Source organism: Commensalibacter sp. ESL0382 (assembly GCF_009725775.1).
Lineage (GTDB): Bacteria > Pseudomonadota > Alphaproteobacteria > Acetobacterales > Acetobacteraceae > Commensalibacter > Commensalibacter melissae.
Window position 1 is genome coordinate 117981 of record NZ_WNII01000008.1, and the last position, 15472, is coordinate 133452.

At 34.3% G+C, this 15472-nt stretch carries 14 protein-coding genes and 1 other RNA gene; 8 read left to right on the forward strand and 7 right to left on the reverse strand.

The window, feature by feature from the left end; translation table 11 throughout:
- Positions 1-231: 231 nt before the first annotated feature.
- The 5 genes from queA to ssrA form a co-directional block, all read right to left on the reverse strand.
- Positions 232-1284, reverse strand: a complete 1053-nt coding sequence (queA, locus tag GM552_RS02620; protein WP_155565146.1) for a tRNA preQ1(34) S-adenosylmethionine ribosyltransferase-isomerase QueA — start codon at positions 1282-1284, stop codon at positions 232-234.
- An 87-nt stretch (positions 1285-1371) separates the two neighbouring features.
- Positions 1372-2787 carry a glycosyltransferase family 39 protein gene (locus GM552_RS02625; RefSeq protein WP_155565147.1) on the reverse strand — a complete coding sequence of 472 codons (1416 nt, stop codon included), beginning with the start codon at positions 2785-2787 and terminating at the stop codon, positions 1372-1374.
- A gap of 95 nt (positions 2788-2882) precedes the next feature.
- Complete coding sequence (locus GM552_RS02630; RefSeq protein WP_155565148.1) at positions 2883-4244, reverse strand: glycosyltransferase family 39 protein; 1362 nt, start codon at positions 4242-4244, stop codon at positions 2883-2885.
- 455 nt (positions 4245-4699) lie between these two features.
- Positions 4700-5266, reverse strand: a complete 567-nt coding sequence (locus GM552_RS02635) for an SspB family protein (RefSeq protein WP_155565149.1) — start codon at positions 5264-5266, stop codon at positions 4700-4702.
- A gap of 34 nt (positions 5267-5300) precedes the next feature.
- Positions 5301-5611, reverse strand: a transfer-messenger RNA (tmRNA) gene (gene ssrA, locus GM552_RS02640).
- A gap of 115 nt (positions 5612-5726) precedes the next feature.
- Here ssrA and GM552_RS02645 point away from each other — a divergent pair.
- The 5 genes from GM552_RS02645 to GM552_RS02665 all read left to right on the forward strand — a co-directional run bounded on the left by GM552_RS02645 (position 5727) and on the right by GM552_RS02665 (position 9822).
- Positions 5727-7130, forward strand: coding sequence for a hypothetical protein (locus GM552_RS02645; RefSeq protein WP_155565150.1), 1404 nt, complete (start codon positions 5727-5729; stop codon positions 7128-7130).
- Between the two features lie 405 nt (positions 7131-7535).
- The gene (locus GM552_RS02650; protein ID WP_155565151.1) at positions 7536-7844 is read left to right on the forward strand and encodes a hypothetical protein; all 309 of its coding nucleotides are present in this window, start codon (positions 7536-7538) and stop codon (positions 7842-7844) included.
- Positions 7845-8330: 486 nt separating this feature from the next.
- On the forward strand, positions 8331-9254 hold the full coding sequence (thyX, locus tag GM552_RS02655) for an FAD-dependent thymidylate synthase (protein ID WP_155565152.1): 924 nt from the start codon (positions 8331-8333) through the stop codon (positions 9252-9254).
- 38 nt (positions 9255-9292) lie between these two features.
- The gene (locus tag GM552_RS02660) at positions 9293-9433 is read left to right on the forward strand and encodes a hypothetical protein (RefSeq protein WP_155565153.1); all 141 of its coding nucleotides are present in this window, start codon (positions 9293-9295) and stop codon (positions 9431-9433) included.
- Between the two features lie 26 nt (positions 9434-9459).
- A complete protein-coding gene (locus tag GM552_RS02665; protein ID WP_155565154.1) occupies positions 9460-9822 on the forward strand; it encodes a hypothetical protein in 363 nt (120 codons plus the stop codon).
- A gap of 19 nt (positions 9823-9841) precedes the next feature.
- Here the strand turns inward: GM552_RS02665 and GM552_RS02670 are convergent, their stop codons facing one another.
- Positions 9842-11011, reverse strand: a complete 1170-nt coding sequence (locus GM552_RS02670; protein ID WP_110438715.1) for an Mrp/NBP35 family ATP-binding protein — start codon at positions 11009-11011, stop codon at positions 9842-9844.
- 206 nt (positions 11012-11217) lie between these two features.
- Between GM552_RS02670 and GM552_RS02675 the strand changes: the two genes are divergently transcribed.
- The 3 genes from GM552_RS02675 (at position 11218) to GM552_RS02685 (ending at position 15196) form a co-directional block, all read left to right on the forward strand.
- The gene (locus GM552_RS02675; protein WP_347400610.1) at positions 11218-12297 is read left to right on the forward strand and encodes an OpgC domain-containing protein; all 1080 of its coding nucleotides are present in this window, start codon (positions 11218-11220) and stop codon (positions 12295-12297) included.
- A 263-nt stretch (positions 12298-12560) separates the two neighbouring features.
- Entirely contained in the window at positions 12561-14129 is a 1569-nt protein-coding gene (locus tag GM552_RS02680; RefSeq protein ID WP_230882733.1) for a Do family serine endopeptidase, read from the forward strand.
- Positions 14130-14176: 47 nt separating this feature from the next.
- Entirely contained in the window at positions 14177-15196 is a 1020-nt protein-coding gene (locus GM552_RS02685; RefSeq protein ID WP_155565156.1) for an aromatic acid exporter family protein, read from the forward strand.
- Between the two features lie 16 nt (positions 15197-15212).
- Here the strand turns inward: GM552_RS02685 and GM552_RS02690 are convergent, their stop codons facing one another.
- Positions 15213-15431, reverse strand: coding sequence for a Trm112 family protein (locus tag GM552_RS02690; RefSeq protein WP_155565157.1), 219 nt, complete (start codon positions 15429-15431; stop codon positions 15213-15215).
- Positions 15432-15472: the final 41 nt, after the last annotated feature.

The following is a 15472-nucleotide window of genomic DNA, read 5'->3' on the forward strand; positions in this document are numbered from 1 at the left end:
TATTGTATTTAGAGATAGGTATTTAATATAGTTAATATTCACTCAGTAATAAATCAAAGTATTGCAGAAGATATGGTTGTTGTTGGTTCTATCCAGAAAAAACAGAATCAGTTTCTTAATTTCTCCCAGAAAAATCCCTATGATAATTTATCTTGCATGAAACCTGAAAATGTTTCATTTATTTAAAATGACAGGGTTGTTATAACTCAAGAAATTAAAATACTTTGTTTATTATAAAAATTCTTTTTCAATAATACATGCATCCCCGTAAGAATAAAAACGATAATTGTTTCGAATAGCATGTTCATAGGCTTGACGCATTTTTTCTGTTCCACCAAAAGCGCAAACCAGCATAAATAATGTGGATCTGGGTAAATGAAAATTAGTCATCAAGATATCGATGGATCTGAATTGATGACCCGGACGTATAAAAATGGATGTTTCCTGTTGAAAAGGGTGAAATATTCCTTGTCGATCAATTGCACTTTCCAATAATCGCAAGGTTGTTGTTCCCACCGCGATAATACGTCTTTTTTCAACTTTAGCTTGATTCAATCGTTCAGCGTTTTCTGGACTGAGCACGCCATATTCTGCATGCATATGGTGGTCATTGATGTTCTCACTTCGCACTGGTAAAAATGTTCCAGCACCCACATGTAGAGTAAGGGCCAGCCGTTCAACACCTTTATGATCAAGCTGGGTTAATAATTCTTCTGTAAAATGCAATCCGGCTGTAGGAGCGGCAACTGCACCAGGATTTTGTGAAAATATTGTGTAATAATCCAGCTCATCCCTTCCAGTTGGTCCATTGGGACGACGAATATAGGGAGGTAGCGCCAATTGACCAGATGTATTAAGCCATTTATCAAATTCATTACCCTCAAGATTAAAACGGATAAACGCACCACCACCTGTTTCAAGTTTTACCACTGTGGCAAAACATTTTTTATCTGGAAAATCAAGGCGGTCTTGTTTCTTTAAACGTTTACTGTTTTTGATCAATACATGCCAAGTACCATCTCCCATCGGTCGATCAAGTGTAATGCCAATGTGAGCCATACCCCTTTGTGCGAATAATTTGGCGGGAATGACCTTTGTATCATTGGCAATCAAGATATCACCTTTTTGAAAATAACAGGGTAAATCCCGTATTGTTTTATCCTGAAATTTTCCCGATTTTGATGGAATGTAAAGAAGTTTGGCAGCCTCTCTGGGACGGGCCGGATGCTGGGCAATGCAATGTTCAGGAAGCTTGAAATCAAAATCTGCAGTAAGATCAGTCATGGATTATTATGGTTGGGCCATTAAAAAATGTTGAGAATATACATTTATTAAATGTATATATCGGTTAGAAAGATCAAGAGATAAGAATTATTGGTTCTCTTGGCAAGTGTACAAACGAACTGTATCGTCTTCATAACGTATATCATTTAATGTTTTTTCTTCAGTTAAAATACGGCATCCTGTCACATCGGGATTATCTTTTGCTCCAACGCGATAATAAGCCAATGAATTCTTTACTGGTTTCCCTTGTTTAATCGTATCATTATTAAAATTACCCATAACCATAAAGGATAATCTTTCCGCCTGTGTTATCTCATGTGGCGTGAAAATGGCGCTGGTTAGAGGGAAAGCGTTTTTTTGTAATTGATCGTAATAGGCAGGTAACTTATTTTTCGAAAATTGATGCAAGGTAATCATATTATAGATTAATGCAATGATTGCTAATAATAAGGTTAGTAATTTTGTATAATAATTAACATCACGCCCAATTAAAATGGCACTGATGATACAGATCAAAATTATATGGGTATAACTGTAATGGGCCAGTCTTGTTTTGGCGAGACTGAAGATCAGAAAACTTGACAGGATTGCAGAAAGAATAATTAAAATATCATATGAAAACATTTTCCATTTTCTAAATGAAAAAGAATAAATCAAGGCGAAAATGAAAATTATGGTGATCAGACTAAAATGATCCACAAGCTGATTAAAAAAATACCAGATGGAATGGTAATGACCTGTAATACGGTCAGAGGCTCTGGCTATAAGGTCATAGCGGTACATTTCCTTGATAAAATCGAACTTGTCATAGGGATAACGTAATGCTAGCCAGATTAAAATAGGTGAAAAAAAAACGATTATGGGAAAGGTAAATGATTTTATTGAAAGCTGTTTGTTTTTGAATAAATAACCGTAAGCAATAAAATAGGGAATAGCCATAAAAAGAGCATGCCAGCTTTTTGTTAAAAAAGCCAAGGCAGAAAAAAAAGCCGCAAGTGTAATATGTCGGGTATCATTTTTACTTGCTAGGGCGATTACAACCATAACTTGACAAAATATATAAAAAGCATCCGCGTCTCCAGAACGGAAACCGTGGGTTTTGATTATCAGGGATGCAGTAAATATTAGGGATAAAAAAAGAATGGAGCTGATTATATTATATTTTTTATATGTGTAATAACAGACAATACTGCAAAGCAGTATTGTTGAGACTATTGAAAATAATCGTACCGTTAAAATGGATTTCCCAAATAAAGAAATGATAATACAAGTTGGTAAAAAGCTGAGTATGGGCTTTAAATTCCACATATCAGTTTTATTCATCCATGTGTTGATAATCCAGTTTTTATTGATATTCATTTCAATTGAACTGACTGCATGACGGCTTTCGTCCCAGCTATCGAAATGGGTAAGATTTATGTGATAGAAAAGGGTGCAATAGAAAACTGCAAGAAGTATAAACAATAGAATAATAAAAAAATTTTTTCTTGTTAATAAAAACATAATTATTCAGTCATCATTATAAAAAGCGGGGTTTTATTCATAATCAATTATTTCGTTAGAAAATATAGGGTTTGAATGAGCGTTAAAATGTTAATTTATAAATTTTTACAAGAAAATAAAGATATTTCGTTCTGATCATGTTTATTTTTTAATTCTGTTACTTTTTCAGTTATGGGATGACATCGATTGATATCGGAATTGTCGTTGCCTAGATCCCGATAAAAAACCAGTGCTTTTGATATGGGTTTTCCATATTTGATTTTATCATAATTGAAATTGCCAAATACCATGATGGCTAAACGTTCATTCTGTTCTATATGTTGTGGTACATATAAGGTATTATATTTTGGATAGGCATTTTTTTGTAGTTGATAATAATAGTCTGGCAAATGTATTGAAGAGATTTTATGTAGATTGGTAAATGCAAAAATAAATGCTATAAAACTTAGAATAATAATAAAATATCGGGTATATTTATTAATGTCTCGACCAATCAAAATACTTGTGACCAGACAGATTAATATAATATGCGTATAGCCATAATGGTAAAGTTTTGTTTTAGCCATACTGTAAATCAGCAGACTACTCAAAATGGCTGATAAATAAATGATGATATCATAAGTTAAAAAATGTTTTTTTCTATATTTGTAACTATAAAATATGGAAAATATAAATGTTAAAAAAATGAGGCCAAAATTATTGAATAAAATTTTTATAAAATAATTCCAGCCATGAATATGATTTTCAATCATATGGGAGGAGCGTTTTATTAAATCATAACGCACCATTTCTTTGATAAAAGCAAAACCATCATATTGATAACGTATGCCAAGCCATATTAATATGGGCAAACTAAAACAAATGACAGGATATAAAATAGCTTTTATATTGAACCGATGGCTTTTAATTAGATAACCATAGGAAATTAAAAAGGGTAAGCCCAGGAAAAGAGCATGCCAACTTTTTGCTAGAAAAGCTAACGATGAAAAAAAAGCGGCCAGAGTAATATGAAAATGATCATACTTTGTTGCTAATGATAATGTTGCGGTAATTTGACAAAGGATAAAAAATGAATCAATGTCGCCGCTTCTGAAAGCATGGTTACGAATTAAAAGTGAGGTTGTAAATAGAAGTGAAATAAAAAGAATGGCTGTGTAAATATTATATTTTTTAATTGTATAATAACAGACAAGATTACATAAAAATATTGCACATAAAAGAGAAAAAAGACGGATTGCTAGAATTGATTTGCCAAAAAGTAAAATCATTAGACAAGTTGGCAAAAAACTTAAAATAGGTTTTAAATTCCACATGTCGGGTTGGCCAGCCCAACTGTTTATAATATAATTATGATTGTAGATCATTTCCAAAGCACTGACGCCGTGTCGGCTCTCATCAGAACTGGCAAAAGGGATTTGGTTGATATGAAAGAATAGAATAAAAATAAATAAACCCATTAAGGCTATTAATAAAATATTCCAAAAATTCTTTATGATTATTAACATGTTTAAAATATTTATAAATTAAAAATAATTTTTTTATATTAAAATGATTGGGAGTCAATGAATATTATACAATAAAATTTTATATAATAATAAATTTATAATGAATATAAAGACTTGCAGTTTATTTGTTATTGTAAAGGAATATAATTTAAATATTTAAATTATATTAGAAACTACGAAGCATGATAGTAGGATTAATAGTCTAATCAACTATGATATTTTTTATAATCTGGAAAATCTATTAGCCTCATAAATCGCTTTATGTTGTAATTAATCTATCTTTAACAAAAGTTGTATTTTAACTGTTAAAAAAATGATTAATATTTTTTATAGCACAATACGGTTTATTACCAATTAAGCTTTTGGTTTTGTTAAACTATTTATCATTTGATATTATATTATAAAATTTAATCGGTCTTTTTTCTAAAAGCATCTAAACTTATAACCTGTGATTTCTCTTTCGATGCGTTACTTTCCTTAGAAGGTTTAGCATCTTTTAATTCTTCCATATTATTTGTAACTGTACGGAGTGTTTGAACAGGTGTCTTTTCTTCAGATTGAATCACGGTTAGACTAGAGGGAATAGGCTGAAAATTAAATGCTAGATTAACAAACGGATCTGCAAACCCAATAACAGATTCAAACGGAATAACCAATATACTTCCAACGCCACCAAATGATAGCCCAACAGACATTTGCTGTTTAATTCTGTTGATTTTCAGATCCCAAAACTGATGTTGTAAAACAATCGTCATTTCTTCTGGATATTTTTCTTTAAGTTGGGGTGGAATAATCACATCAGGATAGTCGGTTTTAAATTGGATATAGAAATTATGGCTCCCAGGCAGTCCATCTTTTGCAACTGATTCCAGAGCTTTTAACATGACCTCACGATAGGCAGCTTCAATCCATTCATTATATGGTAAAAGGGAAGGAGGGTTTTCGTTAGAACCTGAATTATCTGAATTGGTCATTGTCTAAACTTTAACTATAAAATCAATAATCTAAAGTGAAGGGTTTCTGTTGCCCGGCACCCTTCAAGCCGCGCTTGTCACATTGGCTTATTAGGCCGCGATAGCGTGTGCCTCGAAATTATCGTTGGCATTTGTAAAAAACAGTCCGATAACGGTGGTACAATACCGAGCAAAAAATATATCTTTACTACGCGTGTCGATCCTGTTTCGTCCCCATAAGCTTTATGGTGGAGACGCCGGGTACCGCCCCCGGGTCCACTACGCCTATTTCATATACCGTTTATTGCCATAGTTGGGTAAACCAACAATTTTAATATAATAATATTTCACTAATAAAAAAAGGGGAAATTAATTTTTTTTGATCCAAATTAAATTTCTGGGTCACCGTAATTAATTTCCAATTGTTTTTACTTATTATTTCTTTATAATTTTCCGTAATAATCTTAACAGGAAATAAGCGATGAAAAAATCAGTAATCTTTGGAACAACCGCAGCCATTCTTGTACTAGGTTCAAGTCTTGGAGGTGGATATATCTATCTTCAGCATCAGCTACACAATCGTCTTGATGCGGGAATTAAAATGTTGGAGCAATCCTTTCCGGGTTCTTCTATTGTTTATGATCGCAGTGTAACCAATGTATTCACACGTAGTGCCATTTTGGAAAAAGTGAAGATCAAAGGCCAGTCTGGGCAATTATATACAATGGATAAATTGAATATCAAATCTGGTTCACGTAATGGATTGATGAGCGCTACAATTGATAATTTTGAAACAAAAATTGATAGTGACTTGATGATGAATAACGGGCAGATTCACGTTGATCATATTGATTTAAACAATTTTGTTCCCAGAAAGGATTTGCTTGACATCGATGCATCTGGAAAAATCAAGAGTGTTTATTTTTCAAAGGCAAAATTTGATTTATTAAATCTGAAGAATATTACAATGAAATTATCTTCTGGATCTGAAAAGATAGCAATAGCTCAATATCAAATCAAAAATTATGGATTAGATCGAAAATCCGACCAAACTTTGAATGATTTCCGTTATTATGATAAAGTTAACAATCGGGACAATTATTTCAATATTCAATCACTTCAGATTAAGGATTTGAGTTTTGCTAAATTTTTCCAAAATATTGAAAATGGAAAAACATTTGAATTTGCAAGTGACGAACCTAAACTTTTTCATATTAAAAATGTCGAATTAAAAATTGATGCTGCACGATACCAGCTTGGTGACATGCAAATTTCGACAGAAAAAGATGGAAAAAACCGTTTGTTTAGAGGTAATAAATTCGATAACTTACAATTACAAACCGATAGTGATCCAAGATTGTACGCTTTAAAGCAATATGGTTATGATCAACTAAATATGTTCGGGAATTTGTCCGCGCAGTATCATTATGATCTGCAAGAATGGAATCTTGAACCGTTCCAGATTGGTGCAAAAAATATTGGGAATGTAAAAATTAATGCTCGTGTAAAAGGTCCGGAAAAACCATCAGCAAATAATGAAATGGCAATGATAAATGATTATAAGATTGTATCCTTTACAATGCATTTTCGTGATGATGGATTAATACAACATTTGGCTGATCTTAAAAGCCGTGAAAAGAATGAATCCGTTGATCAGATTAAGCAAGAATGGATTGAGGATTTACAGAAACCCGATAGAGATTTTCCGGAATTGTCTAAACAAGCTGGAAATGCTGTCATTGATGTTATTCATCATCCGGATCATGAGCTTACAATTGAGGTTAATCCGGATAAACCTTATTCATTTTTAGATCTAACTTCATATAATGCCAGTCAGATAATTGATCATTTGAATATTAAGGTTCATAGTGATTCTAAGCATTAATAATGGATTTTATAAAATAAATTCATGAATTTATTCGGCTGGATTGAATAAACTTACATAAATTACATTTTCAAGATGTGCAAAATGAATAAATTGAAAAAAGTATTTTTCTCTCTATTTGTTTTGCTTTTTATTTATTATAGGACTGAATTTATATAATATACGTTATGGGGAGGCTCCGTTCATATTAGAATACACGCATAATGCCCTGACACGGATTGCAGGAAAAAAGGGCATTATTCATATTCCAAGGCGTTTGTCCTTAAAGTTTTCCAAATGGTCATTTTCGAGAATATAAATGTGACGCTTGAAGATGTTAGTCATTTAAATGTTAAGAAAATAGGGATTTCAAATAACGGTTTCTGGGAAACTTCAATATAGAAAACCGTTTTAAACAAAGTTCATGTGAACTTTGATATTGGCAGAATAAATGCTGAAAATTGGCGGATTAAATCTTTATCCCATCAGCTAAGCGGGATAGATTATTTTTACAAGACCAGAGTATCGGAAAAGTCAGGGTATCAAATTCATATTAACTATTTGAGAACAAAGGGTATGGGAAACGGTACAAGAATTATTTTGGGAAGTATAGCCAATTTTTTATATAAAACAGGCTATCATTCAATTACGGCTGATTTTTCATATGATGATAATCAGTCATTTTTTACTAATGAAGCCCGCTATATATTTCGGAAAAAATTTTGTCCACATTGATCTGTCCTGTTTATCGGGTTTGAATTTAAAGCCGCAAAATTTTGATATGGATATTTTATATAATCGATTAATTTTAAAATCCGGAGAACTATTTATTATAGATCCCGGTTTAAAAGAGCAATTCCTAAGGGAGAGAGAATACAAATCTAATCTTTCCAGAACGGATATGATCGATAAAATTTATTAATCTTGAATCTTCCCAACAGGGAAAAAATTTTACTCTTGATTATCATTTTTGTCAGAGTTTGCCAAAATCTTTAGGGATCCACATAATGAAATGAAAAATATCAGCTGATTTTGGACAGGGTGTGAAAGTTAATGATTTGTTTAAAAGCAGTTTTCTTGATTTTTTTTAAATAGCTAACGAGGGGAATATGCAAATCATGACTGTTAAAAACCATTAAAATCATATATTTTAGGAAAATAGTTTTATACTGGTTTATAAATAATTTCTTAGTCGTACTTAAAATGAGTAAATAGATTATTATGGCACTTACAGAAGAACAACAGGCAGATATTAAAGCGCAGTCAAGTCAGCAACTTTATACAAAACGGCCAATTTCACCAGGTTTGGAAGAAATGCTTTATCAAGCTTTTCCTGTACTGGATCATGGATTTGTCAGGGTTGTCGATTATATGGGTAATGATTCTGCAATTGTTCAGGCAGCCCGAGTTTCATATGGAACCGGTACAAAAAAAGTATCGGAAGACCGTGGTTTGATTCGATATTTAATGCGTCATTATCACACAACCCCTTTTGAAATGTGTGAAATTAAGTTTCATGTTAAATTACCAATTTTTGTAGCACGACAATGGATTCGTCATCGTACGGCCAGCGTAAATGAATATTCGGCCCGATATTCAATAATGGATAGAGAATTCTATATTCCCGAACCTCGCGTATTGGCAATGCAAAGTAAGGTTAATCATCAAGGTCGTGGAGAAGTTCTTTCTGCTGACCAATCAGAGGCAGTTTTATCGCTTTTACGTAATGATGCGCAAAAATGCTATGATGATTATGAAAAAATGCTTCGTACTCCTGAAGAAAATGGTTTTGGGCTGGCTCGTGAGCTTGCCAGAATGAACTTGACCTTGAACAGTTATAGTCAATGGTACTGGAAGGTTAACTTACATAATTTATTTCATTTCTTGCAGCTAAGAATTGACTCGCATGCACAATATGAAATCCGTGTTTATGCCGAAGTAATGCTGAAAACGGTTCGGGCATGGGTTCCTCTGGCTTGTGAGGCATTTGAAGATTATCGCAAAGGGGCTGTAACATTTTCCTCGACCATGATGAATGTTATTGGCAAGTTGTTAAATGGACAATCTGTTGATCAAGCTGACAGTGGATTAAGCAAACGTGAATGGACAGAAATGATGCAGATTCTGGATCATTACAAATCCTAGAGTTAATGTGTATATAAAATCTCTTGGAAAGATTGAAAATGGAAAAACTTTTATATGTTGCTGGTATTATCATTTTATTTATCGGCATTGTTGCAGCGATGTGGTTTCTTCCTTTTGGACGTAATCTGGATGCGGATAATCAGTATCTACATGAGACTTTTTATACAAAGAAAAAATGAACTATGCTAAATATTTGATTATAAATATGAAAGTAGTTGAAAATTTCATTATGGATTATAAAGATAAAAAGAATCTTCATGTCGATGAATATGAGTATGAATTACCTGGTAAATCTGTCCATTCGTCATCTGAATCAATGGGAGAAAGTTTTTTTACCCAACCTTCAAATCTTGATTCTGACATTAAACCTCTAGATCCAAATCAAAAAATCGAATTTGCCACTTTACGCCCTTGGTATATTGCCTGTACTTTCGTTTTGGTTTTGGGGTTGATTTTTGAATTTGGAATTTTAGGAAAAAACGGAAAGCAGGGACCTTTATGTCGGTATATGCCAAAAAATAAGGTTTGTTATGTTTTGGCAGGTCCTGGATCTTCTTTAGAGAAATAGATTCGGGGTGACAAGGTTTTTAGGAATTTTTGCTATTTGCAAGTCCTGTTTTACAAATGGCGGGATAAATTAAATCTGCAATAGCATGGTAGGCTTGACTTTCTGGGCCATCAGGTTGTTGAACGGTTATGGGAATTCCCTCATCTGATGCCGTACGGATCGCAGGTAAAATAGGTATTTCCCCCAAAAAAGGTATATTCAAAGCTTTGGCTTCTTTTTTAACACCATCCTGTCCAAATATATAGGTTTTTTCCTGACAACGAGGGCAAAGAAAATAAGACATATTTTCAATGATACCCAATATAGGGGTTCGCGTTTTCTGAAAAAGAGAAATACCTCTTTTGGCATCCAATAAAGCAATATCCTGAGGTGTGGAAACCATTATCGCACCATCTAATTTAATGGATTGGCCAAGGGTAATTTGAACATCACCCGTTCCAGGAGGCATATCAATCAACATGATATCCAACTCTCCCCATTTTACGTCTGACAACAGTTGTTTGACCGCCCCCATTACCATGGGTCCCCGCCATATAACCGCTTGATTCGTGGGAACCAGCATGCCAATGGAAATTGCTGAAATACCCCATGCCGTCATTGGGATCAGTTTGTGGTCTCTTACTTCTACCTTGCCTTTTAGATCAAGCATATGTGGAATGGAAGGGCCATAGATATCAGCGTCCATGATGCCAACCTTTAATCCTTTTTGAGACAAGGCAATCGCAAGATTGACAGTTGTTGAGGATTTTCCAACACCTCCTTTTCCTGAAGCGATTGCAATGACACATTTAACCGAATTGAGAGTTTCAATGGGTTTGGCATTTTTTATATTATTTGCTTTTATTGAAGTTGTATCTGATTTGGTATGACCGGTTTGTTTGGGTGGGAATACCAAGCGTTTTGATATGGTTGGATCATGTAAGCCGGAAGAAATGGCATTCATAAAAACACGGGCTTGTTCCACATCTTTAAGCTGACTTAAATGGTGTTCGATTTTTGCCCGTAATGGTTCCACTTGAGCGGGATCGACATTGGGGACTTTTAACGTTATATGTATTTTTTGGTTTTCAATATGAAGCGTTTCAATCAAATCAGTGTCTAGCAGCCGAATATGGGGAGACCATGGAAGCGTAAAATCTTTCAAAGCCTCTTTGACTTTTTGCCGGTTAATTGAAATAGGGTTATTCATGTAAAACCTTGAAGAAACAATCATTAAAAAATGTAATTATCAAGTTTATTTTAAAAAGTATATAACAGATTTGTAAAGTTGTAATGAAGCTCTGAAACTAATTTTCTTCATTTTATTTAGAAAGAAAATGTAGAATAAATTGGAAAGAATCGTTAAGGAATAAAGTTCTGATCAAACAGCAAAAAAAATCAAAAAGGGATCATCGTATCGATGCTTTGCGTGGATTGGCGCTGATCATGATGTATATTGACCATATTCCTGAAAATCTTCTAAATCGTTTTACTATGCGGAATGTAGGGTTTGCCGATGCAGCAGAAATTTTCGTATTATTAGCTGGATATGCTTCCTGGCTTGCATATGGAAGAAGGATTCCGCTTGACGGGTTTTGGAAAATTTGTAAAAGGATTTTTGCACGTTGCTGGAAAATTTATCTTTTTCAGATAGGTTTGGTATTAATTACATTATTCAGCATCTATCAGTGGCGTCGGGTATGGATACTGCCAGTTGATTTTTTAGAGCCTGAATTGGCACATGGTCACAGTATCTTAAGAGTATTCTGGCGGTTGTTACTTCTGGATGCATTGCCAAGTAATCTGAATATTTTGCCACTCTATATCATTTTACTCGCCTTTTTTCCCATCCTTTATTTAATCATGAAATATCGTTGGTGGTTGGCGTTGGGAATAAGTTTTTTGCTATGGAGTTGGGTTAATCTTGATCCATGGTTCAATTTTCCTAACTGGCTCGATCCTGATGGTTGGTTTTTTAACCCTTTAGCATGGCAGTTTTTATTCACGCTTGGGGTTTATGGTTCTATTCTTGCAGGTAAGCATGAAGGTGATTTTCCATATTTTATATGGTTACAGGGACTTGCTATCGCTTATTTAATCTTTTCTTTCCTAGAAGCGTTTCCATGGGGATATTGGGGATTACCCGATTTGAGATTGATAGAACTACATACTCCTGCAAAGGCTTATCTTTCACCATTGCGATTGATGGACGTTATCGCAATATTTTATCTTGTTCAATCTTCAAAATGGACCAAACATTTTTCCGAAAATAAAATTGGGCAGCTTTTGGCTTTATATGGTCGACATTCGCTGGAGGTTTTTTCCTTGAGTACGGTTTTTGATCTATGGGGGCGTTTGATGTTCGCTAGCTGGGGACAATCAGTATTTTTGCAGCTAGGTATAAATTGTATCGCAATATATATTCTTTATCTCCTGTCTTTATATCTTGATAAAAAAAGACAACGATTAAGAACTATCAATCTAAGATCCCAATAATATTATTAAAGTTCAATAATTTCAAAAATCAGGATTTATTCAGAAATAAGCTTATCATGAATTCATGTCTAAGATGTTAGAATTTTAAAACAGTGTAACCATAAAATCATGATTTTAGATAGATTTATATTTATTTTAATGAATTTTATGGTTAAATTAATTCAGTTATTTGATCTCTACATGATTTTTAGAAAAGAGATAAGTTTGCGCATGAAGTAACCTGTAATAATGCTGTTATTATTTTTAATGAATAAAGAATAAGTATGTCAAAAAATCTTTTTCAAGGGGATTTGACACGTTGTTTGATCCTTACCATGGGGATATTCGGTTTTGTTTCAACTCATCGGTTGCAAGCTCAACCTGCTGTTAATTTACCTTTTATAGGTCGTTTAACTTGGCTAGATAAATTTAGTTCTCGATGTTCTTCTGGTAGTTTTGCAAATGTTGCCGAAAAATTATTGCCGACGGTGGTTAATATCTCAACCAGTCGAGTTCTTAAACCGGGGCAGCATGACGATGAAGATGATGACAATACGGAGGATACCGCTTCTGATCCAGATTCCCCTTTCGAAAAATTCTTTCAAAACTATATGAATGGCAAGAGTGGTCCTGATGACGGTATGGATCATCTTCAGGCGTTGGGTTCTGGTTTCATTATTGATTCATCAGGTCTTATCGTTACAAATTATCATGTTATTAAAGATGCCGACCAGATTTTGATAACTTTACAGGATAATCGGACGGTTAAAGCGGTATTGAAGGGATATGACGAAAGAACAGATATTGCCTTACTTAAGATTAATGTGAAAGAACCATTAACCATTGCGCATTTTGGCAATAGTGATTATTCAAGGATAGGTGACTGGGTTTTGGCAATTGGTAACCCATATGGTTTATCTGGAACCGTGACATTCGGTATTATTTCATCAAGGGGAAGGGATATAGAACAGGGGCCATATGACGATTTTATTCAGACAGATGCCCCAATCAACAAGGGAAATTCCGGAGGTCCCTTATTTAACATCAAAGGAGAGGTCATAGGCATTAATACAGCTATTTTTTCACCTTCTGGAGGGTCAATAGGCATTGCTTTCGCCATACCTGCCAATGAGGCAAGGGATATTATCAATCAGCTTCGTGTAAACGGCAAGGTGACTCGTGGATGGATTGGTGTTCGTATTCAGGAAATTAATGAAAGTATAGCGAGTAGCCTGAATGTAAAGCCGTTTCAGGGAGCCTTGGTCGTAAAAATTGAGAAGGGTAGCCCTGCTGATAAAGCTGGATTAAAATCTGGCGATATCATAGAAAAAATAAATAGCCAGGTTGTTACAGCCCACACAATGCCAAGGATGGTTGCTGCCGCTCCCATTCATTCACAAATTAATTTAACAGTTATAAGACGGGGAAAAGTTGTTGATTTACCCATAGAGATACAAAATCTTGAAGAAAATGAGGAAAGTAAGGAGAGTGATATTCAGGATGAAAAGGCAAGGGTATTAGTAATTAAAGATCTGAATATTACGGTCAGTACGATAACGAATTTACTAAGACAGAAATATAATCTGGCAGAAAAACAGCAGGGCGTTGTAGTGACCACCGTACATCATAAAGAGAAAAATTTGATGCAGCGTTTAAAGCCTGGAGATGTAATTGTGGGAACAAATACTAAAACTGTAAATGATGTTGATATGCTTCAACAGGCAATCACAAGTGCAAAAAAAGAAAACAGAAATCCCACTTCAATGCTTTTACTGGTTCAAAGCGGTTCCGTTATGCATTGGGTTGCAGTCCCGTTCGTTTCCGAAAGAAACAAAAGCGATCATAAACGATAATTCTGATCATGAATTCCAAGATTTACGGTTAATCGAGCAAGGTATAAATGAGGTTTGGAATTAAAAGGCTGAATTTATATCCCGCTGTTATTCAAAGTGTTCGGTTATTATTATCTGTAGCAACAGCAAGTCTACTTGCACATCTATGTAAATTGAACGAACCTTATTGGGCTTTAATTACAGCTGTTATCGTGACGCAAAGTCGTATCGCTCAAACTCTTCAGACCAGTCGTGATCAAATTATTGGTTCTCTGATTGGTGGAATTGCAGGGATCATAGCCATTGCCTTGCAGATTTATTGTGGCTGGTCACCGATTATAGTATTTACAATCGTAATGATTCCGATGGTTATGTTCGTTTCATGGCGTCCCACCATGAGGCTTGGAGTTGTGACACTTGCAGTCGTTTTTCTATTCCCTTCACCCGGAGGGATTTTTGAAAGACCTTTTGATCGTATCTTTTCTATTGTTGTAGGTGTGTTGGCCTCTTTATTGGTTAGTTATTGTATATTGAGACCTCAGGCTAGATATCATGCCTTTTTACATGCCAAGGAAGCTTTTAGTAAATTATATAAATTATTACACGCTGTATTGATTGAAGGAATTTCATGGGATGCTGTTGAAGCCAAAAATGATGAAATCATTACAGAACTTCGCGAATTGGCCAGTGATATAGATGAAGCACGTAAAGAACGGCCTACCTGTGTTTTGGAAGAAACGGATCCTGTGCTTGTGCAATTATTTCCAATTTTGCGACGTTTGCAAAGTGATAGTATTTTCGTGGCAAGAGCAATGGAGGCTTATGGTCAAAAATTACATCCCAATACCGAAAAAGCCCTGGAACATGCTTTAAAAGAAATATTTTATTTTTTTAAGATTCAGTCTTTAAGACAGGCCAACGGCAAACATAAAAAATTGCCGAATGCCTGTGATATTCATGTTGATTTTGATTCCTTGTTAAATCCACTGCTGGAAGAGGCTAAAAAATCTTGCCCTTCCATCATTCAATTTACATTAAAGGCGCTTTGTAATGATTTTTGCAGAGGTCATGATATCTTTTCCTCATGAAATGCTTTTAACGATATTATTTTGGTTTCTTATAGTTTGAGATTTCATCATCGCTTAATGTTCTTGCTTCATTGGCAAGCATTATTGGTATGCCATCCCTAATTGGATAAGCCAGACCTGCATTGCAACTGATCAGTTCATCAGCATCACGATCATAAATAAGAGGGCCTTTTGTCACAGGACAGACAAGGATTGAAAGCAGTTTTGGATCAATGGGAGGGGTATTTTGAGACATTTGTTTATCCTTTAATGAATTAGATAAATTCTATTGGCAAT